This window comes from Paenibacillus sp. CF095 (genome assembly GCF_900101225.1).
Lineage (GTDB): Bacteria > Bacillota > Bacilli > Paenibacillales > Paenibacillaceae > Paenibacillus.
Window position 1 is genome coordinate 3,749,070 of record NZ_FMZN01000001.1, and the last position, 19,951, is coordinate 3,769,020.

Genomic DNA, 19,951 nt, shown 5'->3' on the forward strand with positions numbered 1-19,951 from the left:
AGGTTAAGCATATTTGCGTCCTCCCTTCGCCGTAAAATAAATGAGGTCTTCCAACGTGGGTCTTTGTAAAAGAGCAAACCTGCCAAATAACTGTTCGGCCTCTGCTTTATGATCCGACAATGCTTCAAAACCAATGGCTGTCTCTCGTATTCCGATGAAATGTTTCCGAATGTCGGAATCAAGCAGACTCGTATCCCCTTTTACAATCGTATACCTTTCCAGCACATCATCTTTGGCTTCATTAAACACCAGTTTTCCTTGATGAATAAACGTAATGTAGTCTGCAATACGTTCCAGATCGGTCGTAATATGTGTCGAGAAAATAATGGACCTTGTTTCGTCCTGTATCATATCCGCAAGAAGATCGAGCAGTTCCCTCCTAAATACAGGGTCAAGCCCGGATGTTGGTTCATCCATAATCAGCAAATCTGCTTCATGCGACAAAGCTACGGCGAGAGAATACTTGATCTTCATACCTTTGGACAGATCCTGGATTTTCTTTTTGGGAGACAGTTCGAACTGATCCAAGTAGTCATTGAACGCTTTATTATCCCATTTGGTGTAAAAAGGAGCAATCATTTGTGTCATCTCCCGGATCGTTAGATGCTCATAATAAAAGCATTCATCGGACACAATGCCAAGGCGCTGCTTGATGTCAACTTCCTGATTGGGCATCTCACTGCCCAATGTCTTGAGGCTCCCCTTATCGGGATGGATCAGACCCGTGATCATTTTGATCAAAGTACTCTTTCCCGCCCCATTCGGACCAATAAGTCCCGTGATATATCCTTTTTTCACATCAAGAGATACATTATCTACTTTAAATAAGGGATACGTTTTGGTTACATTACGTAATTCAATAGCGTTCATTATGCTTATTCCTCCTCAACCAACAATGTAAGATGATGGATTACATCCTGTGAACTCATGCCCAGTTCTCTGCTCTCACGAATCACTTCGAGCATCTTCTCTTCCAATTGTTTCATCCGCCGTTCTCGAATAAAGTCCTGATTGGCTCCGGATACAAAGCTCCCTTTTCCTACAACTGAATCGATCAGTTTCTCCTTCTCCAGCTCTTCATAGACACGTTTAGTTGTAATAACACTGACTTGCAGATCCTTGGCGAGCTGCCGAATGGAGGGGAGACTATCTCCAGCAACCAATTCTCCGCTCAAGATGCTCTGTCTGATCTGAGTTAAAATCTGCATATAGATCGGATCGCTCGAAGCGTTCGATATTAAAATGTTAATCTTTCCTCACCTCATTGATGTTAAATAGTTTTCAGTAGGTATAGTGTGTATATATAATATACACACTATACCTACCGATGGTCAATCCTTATTTCAGATTGTTCTCATTCTGAATCATTCCATAGACGTGGACTGGCTAATCTGGACGACAAAAAAGAGGACGTCAGTTTCCTGTTCGTCCTCTTGATTAATCAAGCCCGGAAGGTCACATGACCTTCCGGGATACTGTTATGAGCTGGATATGACCTTATCCACCAATCCATATTCGACTGCTTCAGCAGCGGTCAGGAAATAATCTCGATCCGAGTCCTTCTCAATCCGCTCAATCGACTGCCCTGTATGGTCGGCTAACAGCTTGTTAAGGCGCTGACGATGCTGAATGATGCGGTTAGCATGAATCAACATATCCGACGCCTGCCCCCGCGTACCGCCATGTGGCTGATGGATCATGATCTCACTGTTGGGCAGCGCCATACGTTTGCCTTTGGTTCCACCCACCAGTAATATCGTACCAAAGCTTGCCGCCATACCTGTACAGATCGTGGAGATATCCGGCTTAACAAATTGCATCGTGTCATAGATCGAAAATCCCGCGGTCACCGACCCACCAGGGCTGTTGATGTACATCTGGATGTCCTTCTCCGGGTCCTCTGCAGTCAAAAACAATAACTGGGCCACGATGGCATTTGCCATCTGATCCTCAATCTCTCCGGACACCATAATGATCCGGTCTTTGAGCAAACGTGAATAAATATCATAACTCCGCTCTCCGCGAGCGGTTTGTTCCACTACATACGGCACTACATTCATATATGTCGCCTCCTCGGTTTAGGCAACCATGTTGACCGTGTACCCGCCTCCATACAACATCGAGTTCATACCAGAAGTGGAGTACCCGTACATCATTGGCTGCAAGGATGGAGACGGCAAAGTCTGCTGCAAAATCGTCCCCGCCACAGCCATCGGATCATCCGAACGATTCAGGCACAGATCAATGATTTGAGCTGTATCTCCATTACGAAATGCCAGCAGATAACTGCGCAGTTCCTCCCGATTGTCCACCACTGTGCCCTCCTCATACTGCAATTCACCGTCTGATTGTTTCAACCTGTGCCTCACTTCAGCTATGGCAGAGCGGGCTCGACTTAATGCCGCTTTCACAGCGCCTTCTGTCGTATCCAACATTTCCGCAGTCTCTGCCGCCTTGTAACCCATTAATTCACGTAATACATATATCACTCGCTGCCACGGTGGTAGCTCATTTATTAAGAGTTGAACGGCAGACTCCAATTCCTCGAATCGCCTTTCCTCCTCCATCTCGTGCAGGAACGGCTTCAAGCTATCCAGTTTATAGGCTAATCTCTCCCGCTGGCGTAAGATATCAATCCAGCTGTTGCGTGCAATACGGATCAGATAAGCTTCCCAGTTTATATCTTTATTCATCCCGGAAGTTCCAACCACTCTCGACGACAATACTTTGAGACAGGTCTCCTGAACCAAATCCTCCGTCTCTGGAACTGATTTCGTCAGAGATAAACAATACGCATACAACGAACCCATCAGATCGGGTAATACGGCATGAATGCTTTGGTTCAATTGATTTTTTCTGTCGTTGCCATTGAATTCAATATCGAATTTATCTTGTTTACCATCATCATGTGGTCTGTTGATTCTGCAATCCACGGACTTCACAAAGGCCATCTTGGGGGCCCCCCTTTGCTGGTTCCTGATTGATTTTGACTTACACTATGTAAACGAAGAACCCCTTGTAAAGGATACGCTCTTCTGAATTTATTTTATTACGCTAGTTAAGTTGGGTTACGCATTCGTTTCCAGCTTTAATGTTCCAAGCGGCACCTTCATCCCGGTAAGGGCAATCGTAATGCCTTGATCCAGATTATAATTCTGCCGTACATCTACGTCATGAGACATATGTGTAAAATAGGTATGACCTGGCTTCAGTTCCCGCAGCAGATCCTGCGCCTCACGCATATCGTACACGGAACGTGTTGAGAATTCCGCAAGTTCATGCACAAAGCTCGTTCCAATCACCAGCAGATCCAGTCCGTGCAACGGCTCTTTTTCGGATGGCTTCAGGTCAATGGCATCTGAACAGTACACCCAGCTATACCCACCTCGATCCAGCCGATATGCGTACGAATATCCGTTATGTCCATGGCAGACTTTCCAGGAATGCACCTTCCAGCCGCCGAGTTCAATATCATCATCCGTTTCCAGAAAGTCCATATGACGACCCAACCAGGGAAACTGTCCCTGAATGGTGGCAATTACTTCACGTGGTGCATACAAACGCCCCTTTACACCCAACCAGCGGCACGCATCTGCCCATTCCGGCAATCCTCCAATATGGTCAAAATGGGCATGCGTAATGAGCAGCGTATGCACCATACGCAATCTCTGATCCTCCATCTGTGATCTCCAGTCTGGTCCGCAGTCAATCATGAACTGTTCACTCGCACCATCCCTACCACCGTCAATCAGAACAGAAGAGCGTTTCCGTTTATTTTCTCCCGTAAGCCTTGCCTCTGTACATACGTCGCAATCACAATACACACGTGGAACGCCCATCGCATCGCCAGTGCCCAGAAATGTTAGCTGATTCAATCCGCATTCCCCCTGAATTAATGATATGTAAATTGTAATCGTCCACCCCTGTTTTTGCAAAAAAAAGACCATCCCGCTGCAGTTCTACACTGCAATTCGGGACAGTCCGTGGTCTGACTGTTTACCGTCAGATTTTAATTCCATGCTTTGCTCCATTTGGGAGCTTACGCTTCGTCAGCATGTGAGGCAACCTTATATGCGGGTCGCCCATATGAAGAGCAGGCCTTACCTTTTTCACAGGCCATGACCGACTGATTCGAGTCACATTAACCCAACGCTAGAATTAAACCAGTGCCCGCAGCTTCAAAGTCAGTTCCTGACCCGCAGGTACATCCTTCGATTCTGTAATGACCCAGTTCGATGCAAGCCGCTTCGCCAGCACCTCTGCCTGCTCCGGTTTCAACTGTAATCCGGTTACTATACCTTCACCCACCGTGAAGTCTTTCTCTGGCTGCACCTTAAAGGCCTTCTCCAACCAGATTCCGAGTCCACCACGCGTGTTAAATGTAATCCGGTAGCCGTCTTTCACTGCTGCCTCCAGATTTTCACCATGCTCGTCCGCATACGAGAAAAATTCGTTATATCGGTATTCCTCTTCAGACACGGCGTCAAAAGCGGAAACGTCTTTGGCTTGAATGGCTTTTAATATTTCTTCCTCAGGCATCCCCTTACCGCGGGCCTGCTCCAGTCGAATTGCTGTACTTTGGGATAATTTGATCTCTGCATTCATCCAACTCACACCTTCCTGCTAGTACTATGTAACAATCATGATTCAGTATACCTCTATTATAACCTTTTGGCAGTAAAAAACCTCCATCTCTACTTCCATTGAAATGAAGGTTTAGTATCCATATGCTCGGTTACCTATTCGATTACTCCAGCAATACTCATATCATATTCCTGCGAGCACCTGATACCACACACCGCGTTTGGAGTACAACGTACTGCGTACCTCGTCCCATCCACCCAGATAGTTGATATCAAATAATCCTTCAGGCGTTGGGAATGTGGACTCGGTCTGTGCAAATACATCCGGATCTACTGAACGAAAACCATGCTTGGCAAAAATGCGCTGTGCTTCCGGTGTACGCAGATATGCGATAAAGGCTTCTGCCAGTTCACGATTCCCATGTTTATCGGCATATTTATTCACCACAACTGCCGGGTTCTCAATCAGGATCGTATTTTTCGGAATGACGATGTCATAATCTACACCTTTGGCAATCCGGGCAAGCAATTCATTTTCATACGTGACGATTACATCACCCACACCATATTCGAATGCCGCCATCGAAGAACGCCCACTCTTGTCCAATGATTCAACGTTACGATGTACCTGTTCGAGAAAAGCCTTGGCTGCGGCAGGATCTTTCTTCCCCTCTTGCTCCTCCGACAGTTTCAATCCAGCACCGTAGATGGCATTAATGTCCCATTGTGCGCCCCCGGATGTCTTTGGATTAGGGTAGAGCACCTTCACTCCCGGCTTGGTTAAATCCTGAAAATCATGAATTCCGAGCGGGTTGCCTGCTCTTGTACCCAGAACAACAATCGAACGGGTGATCATGCCCTCATTAGGGGTCTGTTTCCAATCGGAGCTAACCAGATCGGCTTTGACCAGCTTCTCGATATCACTCTCCATCGCGAGCAAGGCCACATCAGCCTCGAATCCACCAACGATGGCTCTGGCCTGTGTACCCGAAGCTTCATAGGATTCCTGGAAGTTAATCGTCTGTCCGGTCTTTGCCTTCCACTCCTCCTGGAACTTGGGCAGCAACTCGCCTACAGCGTCTTTTGCCACACTATAGGCACCAATCACCAGCGTATTGGATGAATCGGTACCAGATGGCTCTTTCTGTTCGCTTGACTCCTCCTGCTTGCTGCATCCAGCGGTCATGCAGACGAGCAGAAGCATGAGGGCAACATATAAAAGTATGAATTTCTTCTTCCTCGTCTGCATGGGCAGCCCCCTTCTTCCACTTGATCTAAATCATCACCGGCATCGGATCTTCCTTCAGTCGGTTCTCAACCACCCAACTGTTGGAGTCATTGAACAGGTATGCACGGTGTACAAGGACGCGAATTTGTTGACCAATCTCCAGTGTTGTTTTCTCCAGGGAACGATAGGTGATTAACTTGTGACCCTGTACGTCAACCTCTACCATCCATTCACTGCCGCGGAAATGAAGATGTTTGACTGTACCTTTTTCCGTTGCAGACAACATGGTGAACTCATTTTTCAAGCCGATCTCAATATACTCCGGTCGAATAAGCGCTTTGGTATGTTCACCCTCAACGGCATGTTCGAATCCTTTCAGCTGGGAAGCATCCTCCACAACTGTAGACTCCCCGATAAATGTAGCGACAAACGGTGTCTGCGGCTTTTTGTAGATATCCCAAGGTGTGCCCTTCTGTTCCAGACGACCCTGGCTGATAATCATAATTTCGTCCGCGACTTCAATTGCTTCATCCTGGTCATGCGTTACAAAGATCGAAGTGATTCCCACTCGCTCGATTAGCTCCCGTAACCATGAACGCAGTTCCTGACGGATCTTCGCATCAATAGCCGCGAACGGTTCATCCAGCAATAACAGCTGTGGCTCCGGGGCGAGTGCTCTGGCAAAAGCCACACGCTGACGCTGCCCACCAGACAGCTGATGCGGATAGCGCTGTTCAAAACCTTTTAACCCGGTCAGTTCAACAAGTTCCATCACCCGATCACGAATCTGGGCTTTTGGCGTCTTCTTGACCTTGAGTCCAAAGGCGATATTCTCAAATACCGTCATATGTTTGAACAAGGCATAGTTCTGGAATACAAATCCGATGCCCCGCTCCTGTGGAGGAAGATGGTTCACGACTTTTCCATGAAATCGAATCTCTCCGGAACCCGGATTCTCCAGACCAGCCAGCATCCGCAGAATGGACGTTTTTCCACCTCCGCTGGGTCCAAGCAGACCGATCAGATGGCCTTTGGCAATATCGAATGAGACATCTTTTACCGCATGAAAATCACCGAAATGTTTGTTCAAATCACGGACTTCTACATGCATATCAATGCACTTCCTTTCGCTTCTTGGCCCATTCCATCATAAGCAGCAGCCCGACGGAGAAGGTGACCAGCACCAATGCCACACCATTTGCGGCAGCTACATTAAAATTCTCAACATCCTGATACACCAGGGTTGTTGCGGTCTGCGTTTTGTTCATAATATTACCGGATACAACCAGCACTGCACCGAATTCCCCAAGCGAGCGCGCAACCGTCAAGACAAGACCGTACACTACCGCCCAGCGGATCGAAGGCCAAGTCACACTCCAGAACGTTCTCCAGCCGTAGGCGCCAAGTGTGGATGCGGCCTCCTCTTGCTGAGAACCGAGTTCCTGCAGGACAGGCATAACCTCTCTGACCATCAGTGGAAAGGTAACAAATAACGTTGCAATCACCATACCTGGGAAGGCATAGACCACATTGAATCCAATCCCTTCAAAAAAAGCACCCATAATGCTGTTAGGTCCCAACATCAACACAATCATCAAACCGCCAATGACAGGAGATACGGCATAAGGCAGGTCTACAATGCTGTTCAGCAGCCCTTTTATCCGTTCACTCATCCATCCAGCACGAACCAGATACAGAGCCATCATGATGCCAAACAATGTATTTAACAGGGTGACCACCAGGACAACCAGTCCGGTCATCATCAAGGCATGTAACGCCTCAGGGCGCATTAACCCTTTCAGGAATCCACCTGCCCCGTCTTCAAATGCGCCAATAAAAATTCGTCCAAGCGGGATGATCAACAGTACAATAAATACCGCAAACGTCAGTCCGATTAAGAGTCGTCTCATCGTCTTCTCCCCCGCATCTGCACCAGATTGATCAGCCAGAGGATCAGGAAGGAGAGCGTCAGGAGCAACACGGATACAGCGGCGGCTCCCGTTGGATTATCACTTTCAATCTCCCCGTAGATAAATACGGAAGCGGTCAGTGTTCTTCCTGGAATGTTACCAGCCACCAGCACAACAGCCCCGAATTCAGCCAGTCCTCTGGAGAAAGCGAGCATCCCCCCACTGATCATGCCAGGTGCCATGGACGGCAGAATAACCTGCATGAACGTGCGAGCCTTGGATGCCCCCATTGTGTAAGAGGCCTCTTCCTCGGAAGGATCAATTTCTTCCAGCAAAGGCTGCACTGCACGGATAACAAACGGAAACGTGACAAAGGTCATCGCTATAACAATGGCGGGCTGATGAAACACAATCTCAAATCCCATGGATTCTGCCAGTTTCCCGATGGCACTGACCGGACCCAAAAGCAGCATAATCATCAAGCCACCCACCGCTGTTGGCAGTGCAAACGGGAGATCAACCAGACTGTTTAGAAACGATCGGCCCACAAAGCGATACCTTGTCAAAACCCAGGCGATCATCGTGCCCAAAACCACATTAATCAGCGTGGCAATGACGGCCAGCCGAATGGTCAGCAGTACGGCTTTCCACGCGATGGGGTCCATAATGCTCTGAACAAAGTTGCTCCATCCTTCAGAGAAGGAATTGACGTACACACCGATGATTGGAAGTACAATAAGTACGATAAAATATAACAATACGGTACTGCGAAATCCCCAAGTCCATCCCTTATGACGAAGAACGGTATTCATTGCTGCGTTCCCTCCCAGCCTCCGGCTTTAACTCCGGTCGGCAGTCTTCCTGGCTTCAATACGACATTTTTCCTAAGTTGGATGATATTGCTTTAATATTATTCCCATTAGTCTACTTGGTTTTGCTTTTCTGATACTTTACCAGTTTGCAGTGCTAATCGTCAATGCTTTTATTGAATATAATTGGGGCACATCTGAGATCAATTAATAAAATCACTTCAGGTTATTTCTGTCCTCTCCGTTATCATGCGATTTGCTCTTTCACCTTGCATATGTGGTTTGTTTGGTATGTAGTGGTTAAGGTACAATCGAGGGTAAGAAATGAGATCCTAAGGAGTGATTTAACATGTTATATACGAAGAATATATCCACTTCCACACGAGATGAAATGAAGGATATCACATGGGACGTGAAGCAGGTTGTCCAGCGTAGCGGGGTCCAGAACGGGACGGTACTCATCTACTGTCCACATACGACAGCAGGTATTGCCATCAATGAAAATGCAGACCCGGATGTAAAACACGATGTCTTGTTGCGCCTGGACGAAGTCTACCCTTGGGAGCATCCCGAGTATCGACATGCCGAAGGTAATACAGCCTCTCACCTCAAATCCATTACAACAGGGCCATCACAGACAGTGATTATTCACGAAGGCAGGCTGCTGCTTGGCCGCTGGCAAGGCATTTACTTTTGCGAATTCGATGGACCACGTGAGCGGGAATATTTTCTCAAAATTATGGAAGGCTAGTTGGGTCCATTAGACCTGCCACCTACTCATTCATTTTTGCAAACACAAACAGGCGGTCCACCCTCATTTCGGGTCGGAGCCGCCTGACTTGGTCTGCTGCGCATATTAACTTTCGCGAGATAACGTTATAAAGAATTAAAGTTATGACAAATCACCGCCCTGAAGTGTAGGGGTGCAACAATAGCGCCATTATTGGACGCCAGGCTGCTGACCCAGATTGCGGCACAGCACTTTGACATGAGACAGCGCAGACGATTCAATCTCCACAAACGTTAAACGGTCCTGAATGTAATAAGAAATGAATCCGTGCATAGCCAAAAATAGCGTACGCGGTACTCTTTGAATATCCTCTTCCGTACAGTTCTCTTCATTCATATACTGCCTTATAATCGATGCAAACAATTCGAAGCAACGTCCCTGTTCGGTACGACAATAAGACAACAGTTCTTCGTCCCTGATCATAAACATAATTTCGTATTGATATGGGTTCTCCAGACCAAAGCGAATAAACTCCATCATAATGTGCTCTACCTTGCTCACATCATCACGAACCGGCCTGACCATAGCTTGCAGCAGCAAATGCCCCAGATGATTAAAATCTTCAACCACGATGGCATAGAACAGCTCTGCCTTTTCCTTAAAGTGATAATACAGCGACCCATGACTATAGCCCAGATGCTGGCCGATGCTTCGCATCGAAATGGCGCGGTATCCTTTGGTAATAAAAAGGTGCCTCGCCGCCTCCAGTATCCGCTCCCTCGACAACTCCTGTTCGACTGCTCTTCTAGCCATATATTTTATTCCCCTTCAATAAAATAAAGCCGCTGTCCCTCCGTGATCCGGGATTGCCCTTGCGTCAAATCCGTGATCCAGGCTATAAATGCCTCGGTTTCACTATCCGGCGGAAGACAAGTCAACGTAACCTTATCGGTGAATCCAGTTTCACCTGTACGGACTTCCCGGCTTCTTAACTCATTTTCCACTTTACCCAGCCACGTATAATCCAGTTCAACAAACACTTCACGATGCAGCACGTTGGTAATGGCTTCTCCGGCTTCGATGGCTGCTACAGCTCCATCCGTATAAGCACGAATTAACCCACCGGCTCCAAGCATAATTCCCCCGAAGTATCGCGTAACTACAATTGCCACATTTTTTAATTTCTGATTTTTGATCACTTCAAGAATGGGTTTCCCTGCTGTTCCGCTGGGTTCCCCGTCATCGGATTGCTTCTGGATCTCATCCCGCTCCCCAATCATGTATGCAGAGCAGTTATGAGTTGCATTCCAATGTTTTTTCTTGATCTCATCGATGAAGGCAACAGCCTCTTCCTCTGTCGTGACCGGCATAATATGACCGATAAATCGCGACTTCTTGATTACAATTTCCAGATTGCCCGGTCCTCGAACCGTGCGATAACGTTCAATCATCCTAAATCCAACTTTCTGATCTTTTCCTGAGTCCATTTTACAAGAAAGCAGTTCACCGCGCGAACGCGGACGAACTGCCCTGGTTATCTACATCCGGGAACCCTGCATCTTACACAAACAGTGATTCCCGGTTAGATTTACATTACCTTATTCAACTATATGAGCAGACCGATGAATTATTCGGAAAGTCTCGCTTCGAGCGCTGCTTTCTCTTCTTCAAAGCCTGGTTTGCCCAGCAATGCGAACATATTTTTCTTGTAAGCTTCCACGCCTGGTTGGTCAAATGGATTGACACCCAGCAGGTAGCCACTGATACCGCATGCTTTTTCAAAGAAGTATACCAGATATCCGAAAGAATATGGAGTCATATCTGGAATGTTCACAATCAGGTTTGGTACTTGACCATCTGTATGTGCAAGCAGTGTTCCTTGGAACGCTTTTTTGTTAACAAAGTCCATGGTTTTTCCTTCAAGGAAGTTCAAACCATCCAGATCGTCCGGATCGGATTTGATTGAGATATGCTCAGCAACTTCAGTAACCTGGATAACAGTTTCGAAGATATTCCGGCTACCTTCCTGGATGAATTGACCCATGGAGTGCAAGTCTGTAGAGAAATCAACAGATGCAGGATAGATCCCTTTGTAGTCTTTACCTTCACTCTCTCCAAACAGTTGTTTCCACCACTCGGACACGAAGTGCAGGGAAGGCTCATAGTTTACAAGGATCTCAGTGCCTTTGCCTTTGCGATACAATGCGTTACGAACTGCAGCATATTGATATGCTTCATTCTCAGCTACGTTCGGGTTGCTGTATTCTTTGGATGCGTCAGCCGCACCTTGCATCATTTCTTCGATGCTGATACCAGCTGCTGCAATTGGCAGCAAACCTACAGCTGTCAGAACGGAGTAACGTCCACCTACATCATCAGGGATAATGAAAGATTCGTATCCTTCTGCATTTGCGAGTTCTTTCAGTGCACCGCGCGCTTTGTCTGTTGTAGCATAGATGCGTTTGCGAGCTTCTTCTTTACCATATTTCTCTTCCAGTGCTGCACGGAAGATACGGAATGCAATAGCCGGCTCAGTTGTTGTACCGGATTTGGAGATAACGTTGACGGAGAAATCTTTGCCTTCAACCAGGTCCAGCAAATGAGTTACATATGTGGAGCTGATATTGTTTCCTGCAAAATAGATTTCAGGCGTTTTGCGTTTGTCTTTTGGCAGATTGTTATAGAAAGAGTGAGTCAGCATTTCAATCGCTGCACGTGCACCCAGGTATGATCCACCGATACCGATAACGATCAGTACTTCGGAGTCGCTTTGGATTTTGGCAGCCGCTTTTTGAATGCGAGCGAACTCTTCTTTGTCATAAGCCGTTGGCAGGTCAATCCAGCCCAGATAATCGGAGCCTGTTCCTGTTCCGTTGTGAAGCTGCTCGTGAGCCAGACGAATCGGTTCTGCGAAATAATCCACTTCGTGCTGATTTACAAATTGCAATGCCGTGCTATAGTCAAATGTCACTTTTTTTGCCATGATCTCAAAAACCTCCTGATTTCGATTATATTGCGTGTTCAAACTTTGTAATCAAAAGCGGACTTTTTGAACAACCTCTTATATTATGTCCGTATTCCATTCTAAACAACTTGCCTTAAGGATACTTCAAATCCACGGGGCTGACAAGCTTGCAGCTCGAACTTTGTCGTTAGAATTCAAGAAGTAAAAAGGGTAAACCGAATCCGCAGGTTGCGGTTCTGCTTACCCTTCTTATGTTATTCCGCCGGGTACGAGCAGACGTAGTCAGTAACGCTGCGTATCTCCAGTTTAAATTTGGATTCGGCAGGCACGTGGAACGTAGCTTGACCTTGAATCTCTTGCCACTCTTCTTCTCCGGGAAGCAATACTTTCAGATCTCCGGACAGAATCTCCATAATTTCACGAGAATCCGTACCGAACTCATAACTGCCTGGAAGCATGATGCCCAGAGTCACTTTGCTGCCATCCCCCAAAATAACCGTTCTGCTGGTTACTTGACCATCATAATAAATGTTGGCCTCTTTCACTACACTGACTTGATCGAATTGTGACATGCGTACCCGCTCCCCTGAAGTTAATGAAAACAAAAGGCAAAACAGATCAGGGCGATAACGAATCACCGCCCATGTTCTGCGGAAATAACTTGCTGCCATGGATCAGGACAGCATGATGCCCTCCCAACCATAGCAGCGTTTATGAAACTAATTGCGTGTTCAAAAAGTCAGGTTTTTAGTACCAAGAAGATGGGATGAAGCTAGAAATGGATTAGCGGAGCGTAGGAGAAAACTACGTGAGCAACTACAATGTTTCCGAAAGAAACATACTCCGTAAGCATTTTCTTATTCGGCTGAATCCCATCTTCGACGCTGATGATGCCGTGAGGCATCCTTCGTAATCAAAAGCAGACTTTTTGAACAACCTCTATTACAGCAATGCTTTTACGCGGCTAACCACGTTGTCCACTGTAAAGCCATACTCTTGGATAACACGGTCGCCAGGCGCGGAAGCACCAAATGTGCTGATTCCGAGAATGTCACCTTGATCTCCAACATATTTCTCCCAGCCCATTGGATAAGCCATTTCAATGGCAAGACGAGCTTTAACATCCGGAAGAAGAACGGACTCTCTGTAAGCTTTGTCTTGTTTCTCGAACAGATCCCAGCTTGGCATGCTGATTACGCGAACTTGGATGCCTTGCTCTGCAAGTGCTGCTTGAGCTTTAACAGCCAATTGCACTTCAGAACCTGTAGCGATGATTTGTGCTACCGCTTTGCCATCTTTTGCATCAGAGACAACATAAGCACCACGTTTCACGTTCTCACGTGAACCTTCAACGGTACCTTCCAGGATTGGCAGGTTTTGACGAGTGAGTACGAGTGCAACCGGGTTGCTCTTGTTCTCAAGCGCGTAAGCCCAAGCAGCCGAAGTTTCATTACCATCAGCCGGACGAATAACCGTCAGGTTAGGAATGATACGCAGGGATGCCAATTGCTCGATCGGTTCGTGCGTAGGACCATCTTCACCAACAGCGATACTGTCGTGAGTCAGAACATACGTTACAGGCAATCCCATCAGGGCAGCCAGACGAACAGCCGGACGCAGGTAATCGGTAAATACGAAGAACGTACCTCCGAATACTTTCACACCGCTGTGCAGTGCCATACCGTTCATTGCTCCAGCCATACCAAATTCACGGATACCGAAGTAGATGTTACGGCCGGAGTAATCTTCAGGTGTGAAGTTCTCCAGGTTGTTCAAGTGAGTCATTGTGGAGCTTTCCAAGTCAGCAGATCCACCTGTCAGTTGTGGCACGTTGTGCGCCAGACCGTTCAGAGCGTTACCGGATGCTACACGAGTGGAAAGAGCTTTGTCTGTTGCTGCATATTTAGGAAGATCACGGTCCCAACCTTCTGGAAGGTCGCCGTTAATCGCTGTTTCAAATTGAGCTGCCAGCTCAGGGAAGGCTTTTTTGTACTCGGCAAATTTCTCGTCCCAAGCTTTGTTAGCAGAGATACCACGATCTTTCACTTGTGCAAAGTGATCGCGAACTTCAGCTGGTACGTGGAAGTTTTCTTCATAAACCCATTTGTAATACTCTTTAGTCAATTTGGCTTCGTCTGCACCCAGTGGAGATCCGTGAGTACCGCCGTGGCCGCCTTTACCTTGTTTGTTCGGGCTACCGTAACCGATAACCGTTTTAACTTCGATCAGTGTAGGACGCAGTGTATCTGCTTGACCTTCCTGAATTGCTTTTTCGATTGCAGGCAGATCGTTTCCATCTTCAACGCGCAGCACTTGCCAGCCATAAGCTTCAAAACGCTTCGCGATGCTTTCGGAAGAAGACAGATCCAATTTACCATCCAACGTGATGTCATTGGAGTCAAACAACATGATCAGTTTGCCCAGGTGCAAACGTCCAGCCAGGGAAGCTGATTCATGCGATACGCCTTCCATCAAGTCACCATCACCACAGATTGCGTAAGTGTAGTGGTCAACTACGTTGAATTTGTCTTTATTGTATGTTGCGCCCAGTTGAGCTTCAGCCATCGCCATACCTACAGCCATTGCAATACCTTGACCCAGTGGGCCGGTTGTTGCATCAACACCTGCAGTATGTCCGAATTCCGGGTGACCCGGAGTTTTGCTTCCCCATTGACGGAACTGTTTCAGTTCTTCCATTGGAAGATCATATCCGCTCAGGTGCAGCAAGCTGTACAGCAACATGGAGCCATGTCCTGCAGACAGGACAAAACGGTCCCGGTTAACCCAAGTTGGGTGGTCCGGGTTATGAGTCATCGTTTTTGCAAAAAGTTGGTACCCCATTGGAGCGGAGCCCATAGGCATACCCGGATGTCCGGAATTTGCCTTCTCAATTGCATCAATCGCCAAAGTACGTACGGTAGTAATCGACAGGTTGTCAATTGTAGTGTTCTCATCCTTTTGAATCGCTTCGTTCTTGTCAGTCATGGTTTGTCCTCCTCATGTCTTTAGATAAGTCGGGTGCGCAAGCGAATCCCTCTCATCATACAAGCAAACCGAATTTCACAATAAGTGAATCCGCTTGAGTGTTTCATTTTGACTTATTCACTTTTGTATTGTATCACTTGGCGTGAAGCTTTTCCATAACCTTCTTTTAGAAGTTCATGAAAAATCGGTTGTTTGTGATGAATATTCCTTGGCCTATCAAGCAAAAATCGTACTGTACAAGGTACTAAATTCCAAAAACAGACTTAAGGAGCCTCGCAAATCCATCGCATGAAGTATAACCTTTAACCTGAAAACCATGCATTTTTTAGATATTCATCCTCAATTCACATATAATGTTCCTTAATATGGATTCGAAAATCGGGCTATGGTTTACTTTTCAGTGTACATGCGTCAATCATAGGAGGTCGCGATCATGCCAGATCCTGCTGCTCACCCATCAACATCGGTAAAACACTCATTACCCTGGTTATCCGGTATTTTAACGGGGATTCTATCCGGAGTTGTCCTGGGATTTTTCCTCAAAATGATTCAGGCCAACACAGGCGAACAAGTATATACCCTGCTGCTGAATATTGATTTTGTGCCTGGTCTTCCACCAACCTTACCCGAATTTATTGAATTTACTTTGCATCTCATCGTTTCCGTTATCATCGGCATCTTCTATGTGTGGTGGATACGACATTCAGGCCGCCCTATGATCAAAGGAATTATACTTGGCACAGTCTCGTCCCTGCTCTATTTCCCACTCTCTCAATTGTCATCACGTGTGCCAGACCTGTACGATGTGTCCGCCATCCTCTATTGGATTGCAGGACATCTGCTATTTGGTATTGTGCTTGGCTTGTGCGGAAAGTATATCAACACAACAAAAAAAGCGACTCCCGTTTCGTAAACGAATTGGGGTCGCTTTTTGGATAATCTATTACGTGGTTCCGAATCAACCTTGCACAGTATTAAAGCGTGAGCTTAAAATACAACGGTTTTATTTTCGTGAACAAGAACACGGTCTTCGACATGCCATTTCACGGCACGTGCAAGCACAACACGCTCAATGGTACGTCCAATACGCTTCAGCTCGGTTACATCGTCCCCGTGGCTTACACGCTGCACGTCCTGTTCGATAATTGGTCCGCCATCCAGTTCTTCCGTAACATAGTGCGCTGTCGCACCGATAATTTTGACACCGCGGTTGTACGCCTGCGCATACGGTTTACCACCCACGAAGGCTGGCAGGAACGAATGGTGAATATTAATGATTCGATTGCGGTAATGCTCAATGAACATCGGAGAGATAATCTGCATGTAACGAGCCAGAATGATCACATCCACATCGTTGCCGATGATGTCCAGTTGGCGCTGTTCCGCTTCTTTCTTCGTATCTGCTGTAACTGGGATATGATGATATGGAATGCCAAATGATTCTACATAGTCCTTCATGTCCAGATGGTTGCTGACCACAAGGGCAATATCAGCATCCAGGTCGCCAGCCTGCCATTGCCACAACAATTCAACCAGACAATGATCTTCTTTGGATACAAAGATAGCCAATTTCTTCTTGCGGCTAACCGCAGATAGCGTCCATTCCATTTGGAAACGGCTTGCTACTTCTGCAAAATCAGCTTCCAGTTTCGGCAAATTGATCAACAATTGCGGAAGATCAAACTCAATCCGCATAAAGAACATGCCGCCAGCAGGGTCCATTGTATACTGGTCCGACTGAACAATGTTTGCACCATGCTGGTGCAGGAAGTGAGAGACGGCAGCTACAATTCCTGGACCATCCGGACAGGAAATAAGCATGCGCGCACGATCGGCGCGGTTTTTAGAATCAGGGCGTACTTGTTTAGCGTGGATCTCCATCGGGTTATTCTTCCTCCTTCAATTAAGCCATGACCTGCGGGATTAACCCGCAAGCCATGCAATCAAGCGATGATTCAGTTGTTCTTCATTCAAATGCGGGAACAATGCAGCTTCAGTCACCATGTCATAGAGGCGTTCCAGCGGTTCGCGCGGATCTGCCTTTTTGGCTTTGGCATCATTTTTGAGCAACGTCCACACATCCAGAATATACGAACGAGACTCAATCTCTTTACCTTTGAAAAAGTGTTGCAACTGTTCTACTTCTGTCAGGAAATCCTGGCCGAATCGACCGGCAACATCCCCACGAAGCAGGGCAATCTCCACCTCATACATTGGACGCTGTGTCTTGGCCTCTTTACCAATCCAAGGTGTCTCAAGAATAAATGGACGTCCTTGAAGCTTCTCATGGTTGACGATGCGGTTAATCGCCTCAAACCCGATCCAGCCAGAGCCAATTGGCGTATGACGGTCCTTGTGCGCACCCACAGCATTCTTACTATCATTAATATGCATTACGGCAATGCGGTCAAGTCCTACCGTGCGATCGAATTGTTCCAGTACACCGTCAAAATCATTAACGATATCATATCCGGCATCATGAATGTGACATGTATCCATACACACAGTGAGGCGCTCGTTATACGTTACTTTCTCGATGATCTGGGCGATCTCTTCGAAACTACGCCCCATCTCCGTACCTTTGCCAGCCATGGTCTCCAGAGCGATGTTCACATCTGTCTCTTTCACACCCTCCAGCACTTCATTCAAACCTTCTGCGATCCGTCCGATCCCATAGTGGGCATCTTTATCTGTAAAAGCGCCAGGATGTAATACGATGTTTTTCACACCAATGGCATGTGTACGACGAATCTCTTCCTGAAGGAAATCTACAGCGAGTCTATACGTGTTGTCTTTGTATGAGCCAAGATTAATAATGTACGGTGCATGGACAACGATATCTTCCATTCCACCCTCTTGCATGGCAAGTTTGCCTTCTTCAATATACATGGATTCAATTGGCTTGCGACGTGTATTCTGTGGTGCACCCGTATATATCATAAACGAACTGGAACCGTACGAAGACGCTTCTTTCGTTGCACTCAATAATCCCTTGTCCGAAAAGGACACGTGGGAGCCGATTTTCAGCATTATTGATCCCCCTTAATCTGAATTATCCCTTATTCTAACGCGATTATCGAAATAAATCTAGAAATGCGCTATAATTCGGGATAGAGGCTATTTTTTACAGCTAATATGTGGAACATGGGTAGGCGGAATCCGTCTTTCCGTGAAAATCAATGAACCGAGGTGACTCCGCAATGATTTTCGACTCCTACGCGATGATACTGACCAGTAGTTCCCCCAGCAATTGGTTTATGAATACAATCGCATTCTGGACTTTTTTATTGCTTGGCAGCATGTGTATCGGTGGATTCTTCATGATGCGCAAGTTTTTGAAAGTGCTACCAAAAGCGGACGGAAAGTCCAAGCTGGATTGGCAGAATTATTGGGTTGAAGCCAGCCGTCACTTGTGGACAGATGAAGCCAAAGCTTTTTTGGATCAACTTGTGGAGCCTGTGCCCGGGCCATTTCGTGACATAGCCAAACATTCCATTGCTGCAGAGATCGGTAAGATTGCAGTTGAAGACAACGCCACGGAAGTATCGAGAGATCATTGTATCAAAGGATACATCATTGCCACACCGAAGCGGGATAATAAGTTTTTGGTAAAGTTTTTGGAGAAAAACAAAATCGATTATTCCCCTTATCAACATTTGATTAAATAAAATAAAAGATGAGTTAAGTGGCATATAAATTGGGTTAATTAGATACAGATATGCTCCGTCAGGTAAGTTGTTCCCAACAGGCATTGCTTACCTTACGGGGCTGTTTGTCGATCCAACGGTATATCAGCGCAGTGAAAATACAGAGAGGATGTTTGATATGAAAATTGCCATTTGTGGAGGTACCGGATTTGTGGGAGGAGCACTTGTAGATTACTGGCTGCAAGCCGGGCACCATGTGAAAGTTATTACACGAAAACTGCCTGACTTGCATAATCCAAGTAAAAATCTTACATATATATCGTGGGAACAAGTCGAAGAACAACCTCACTTGCTGGAAGGTATGGATGCTCTCGTTAACCTTGCCGGAGAAACGCTGAATCAACGTTGGACAACCAAGGCGAAGCTGGAGATTGTTGAATCCAGAGTAACAACCGTAGCACGGGTAGCCCGATTGGTGGAATCTCTGGAACAAAAGCCGGAAGTGGTCGTTCAAGCTTCTGCCATGGCCATCTATGGAACCTCCACTAATGAAACCTTTGACGAGAGTAGTCCGCAAAAATCCATGAACTTCCCGTCCCGGGTCTCGGAACAATGGGAAGTTGCTGCAGATGCAATCAAAGATGTAAGACTCGTCAAAATCCGGGTGAGTTTGGTGCTTGGACATAAAAGAGGTGCTTTTCCATTGATGAAACTCCCTTATATGCTGGGTGTTGGTGGCAAGATCGGCAGTGGCAAGCAATGGACTAGCTGGATTCACATTATGGATATCGTAAGACTCATTGATTTTAGCATTCAAAATAAACAAGTGTCAGGTCCGGTCAATGCTTCCTCACCGAACCCTGTCACCAATGATGAATTCGGTCGTACGGTCGGTAAAGTGTATCATCGCCCTCACTGGTTCCCCGTACCCAGCTTCTTAATTAAAACCTTAGTTGGTGAACTATCCGTTGTTCTGCTTCAGGGGCAGAGAGTCATTCCGCAAAAAGCACTCGACCACGGATTCCAATTCACTTTCCCTACCTTAACCCAGGCACTGGAAGATCTGAAGCACCGCGGCTTATCTGACTGATTGA

At 46.6% G+C, this 19,951-nt stretch carries 21 protein-coding genes; 4 read left to right on the top strand and 17 right to left on the bottom strand.

Annotated elements, in window-relative coordinates; all coding sequences use genetic code 11:
- Window positions 1-3: 3 nt before the first annotated feature.
- The 10 genes from BLS69_RS16590 to cysT form a co-directional block, all read right to left on the bottom strand.
- Entirely contained in the window at window positions 4-870 is an 867-nt protein-coding gene (locus BLS69_RS16590) for an ABC transporter ATP-binding protein (protein WP_091033560.1), read from the bottom strand.
- A 5-nt stretch (window positions 871-875) separates the two neighbouring features.
- Window positions 876-1,250 carry a GntR family transcriptional regulator gene (locus BLS69_RS16595; protein WP_036610760.1) on the bottom strand — a complete coding sequence of 125 codons (375 nt, stop codon included), beginning with the start codon at window positions 1,248-1,250 and terminating at the stop codon, window positions 876-878.
- 228 nt (window positions 1,251-1,478) lie between these two features.
- A complete protein-coding gene (gene clpP, locus BLS69_RS16600) occupies window positions 1,479-2,060 on the bottom strand; it encodes an ATP-dependent Clp endopeptidase proteolytic subunit ClpP (protein ID WP_017689971.1) in 582 nt (193 codons plus the stop codon).
- Between the two features lie 18 nt (window positions 2,061-2,078).
- Window positions 2,079-2,951 (bottom strand): RNA polymerase sigma factor, encoded by an 873-nt coding sequence (locus tag BLS69_RS16605; RefSeq protein ID WP_091033563.1) that lies wholly within the window; start codon window positions 2,949-2,951, stop codon window positions 2,079-2,081.
- A 117-nt stretch (window positions 2,952-3,068) separates the two neighbouring features.
- Window positions 3,069-3,875 (bottom strand): MBL fold metallo-hydrolase, encoded by an 807-nt coding sequence (locus BLS69_RS16610; protein WP_091033566.1) that lies wholly within the window; start codon window positions 3,873-3,875, stop codon window positions 3,069-3,071.
- Window positions 3,876-4,158: 283 nt separating this feature from the next.
- Entirely contained in the window at window positions 4,159-4,605 is a 447-nt protein-coding gene (locus tag BLS69_RS16615) for a hypothetical protein (protein ID WP_091033569.1), read from the bottom strand.
- A gap of 162 nt (window positions 4,606-4,767) precedes the next feature.
- Window positions 4,768-5,832 carry a sulfate ABC transporter substrate-binding protein gene (locus tag BLS69_RS16620; protein WP_091033572.1) on the bottom strand — a complete coding sequence of 355 codons (1,065 nt, stop codon included), beginning with the start codon at window positions 5,830-5,832 and terminating at the stop codon, window positions 4,768-4,770.
- A gap of 25 nt (window positions 5,833-5,857) precedes the next feature.
- A complete protein-coding gene (locus tag BLS69_RS16625; protein ID WP_091033574.1) occupies window positions 5,858-6,922 on the bottom strand; it encodes a sulfate/molybdate ABC transporter ATP-binding protein in 1,065 nt (354 codons plus the stop codon).
- Window position 6,923: 1 nt separating this feature from the next.
- Window positions 6,924-7,721: a sulfate ABC transporter permease subunit gene (locus BLS69_RS16630; RefSeq protein ID WP_047842044.1), complete on the bottom strand. Its 798-nt coding sequence runs from the start codon at window positions 7,719-7,721 to the stop codon at window positions 6,924-6,926.
- Entirely contained in the window at window positions 7,718-8,533 is an 816-nt protein-coding gene (cysT, locus tag BLS69_RS16635; protein ID WP_017689978.1) for a sulfate ABC transporter permease subunit CysT, read from the bottom strand. The genes BLS69_RS16630 and cysT overlap by 4 nt, the downstream gene beginning before the upstream one ends.
- Window positions 8,534-8,879: 346 nt before the next feature.
- Here cysT and BLS69_RS16640 point away from each other — a divergent pair, with 346 nt between their 5' ends.
- A complete protein-coding gene (locus BLS69_RS16640) occupies window positions 8,880-9,281 on the top strand; it encodes a secondary thiamine-phosphate synthase enzyme YjbQ (protein ID WP_091033577.1) in 402 nt (133 codons plus the stop codon).
- Between the two features lie 189 nt (window positions 9,282-9,470).
- On the opposite strand, the gene BLS69_RS16645 is transcribed toward BLS69_RS16640, so the two are convergent.
- The 5 genes from BLS69_RS16645 to tkt form a co-directional block, all read right to left on the bottom strand.
- The gene (locus tag BLS69_RS16645; protein WP_017689980.1) at window positions 9,471-10,073 is read right to left on the bottom strand and encodes a TetR/AcrR family transcriptional regulator; all 603 of its coding nucleotides are present in this window, start codon (window positions 10,071-10,073) and stop codon (window positions 9,471-9,473) included.
- A 5-nt stretch (window positions 10,074-10,078) separates the two neighbouring features.
- On the bottom strand, window positions 10,079-10,711 hold the full coding sequence (locus BLS69_RS16650; protein WP_036669098.1) for a YigZ family protein: 633 nt from the start codon (window positions 10,709-10,711) through the stop codon (window positions 10,079-10,081).
- A 176-nt stretch (window positions 10,712-10,887) separates the two neighbouring features.
- Window positions 10,888-12,243 (bottom strand): glucose-6-phosphate isomerase, encoded by a 1,356-nt coding sequence (locus BLS69_RS16655; RefSeq protein WP_017689982.1) that lies wholly within the window; start codon window positions 12,241-12,243, stop codon window positions 10,888-10,890.
- Between the two features lie 236 nt (window positions 12,244-12,479).
- Window positions 12,480-12,797: a pyrimidine/purine nucleoside phosphorylase gene (locus BLS69_RS16660; protein WP_017689983.1), complete on the bottom strand. Its 318-nt coding sequence runs from the start codon at window positions 12,795-12,797 to the stop codon at window positions 12,480-12,482.
- 370 nt (window positions 12,798-13,167) lie between these two features.
- Window positions 13,168-15,210 carry a transketolase gene (tkt, locus tag BLS69_RS16665; RefSeq protein WP_062833145.1) on the bottom strand — a complete coding sequence of 681 codons (2,043 nt, stop codon included), beginning with the start codon at window positions 15,208-15,210 and terminating at the stop codon, window positions 13,168-13,170.
- A 433-nt stretch (window positions 15,211-15,643) separates the two neighbouring features.
- Here tkt and BLS69_RS16670 point away from each other — a divergent pair, with 433 nt between their 5' ends.
- Window positions 15,644-16,123, top strand: a complete 480-nt coding sequence (locus BLS69_RS16670) for a hypothetical protein (RefSeq protein ID WP_091033579.1) — start codon at window positions 15,644-15,646, stop codon at window positions 16,121-16,123.
- Between the two features lie 74 nt (window positions 16,124-16,197).
- Here BLS69_RS16670 and purU read toward each other — a convergent pair whose 3' ends face one another.
- Window positions 16,198-17,091 (bottom strand): formyltetrahydrofolate deformylase, encoded by an 894-nt coding sequence (purU, locus tag BLS69_RS16675; protein WP_091033582.1) that lies wholly within the window; start codon window positions 17,089-17,091, stop codon window positions 16,198-16,200.
- 42 nt (window positions 17,092-17,133) lie between these two features.
- Window positions 17,134-18,240: a deoxyribonuclease IV gene (locus tag BLS69_RS16680; protein WP_091033584.1), complete on the bottom strand. Its 1,107-nt coding sequence runs from the start codon at window positions 18,238-18,240 to the stop codon at window positions 17,134-17,136.
- A 170-nt stretch (window positions 18,241-18,410) separates the two neighbouring features.
- Here BLS69_RS16680 and BLS69_RS16685 point away from each other — a divergent pair, with 170 nt between their 5' ends.
- A complete protein-coding gene (locus BLS69_RS16685; RefSeq protein ID WP_176872741.1) occupies window positions 18,411-18,878 on the top strand; it encodes a DUF2621 domain-containing protein in 468 nt (155 codons plus the stop codon).
- Window positions 18,879-19,035: 157 nt separating this feature from the next.
- On the top strand, window positions 19,036-19,947 hold the full coding sequence (locus BLS69_RS16690; RefSeq protein WP_091033587.1) for a TIGR01777 family oxidoreductase: 912 nt from the start codon (window positions 19,036-19,038) through the stop codon (window positions 19,945-19,947).
- The last annotated feature ends 4 nt before the right edge of the window (window positions 19,948-19,951 follow it).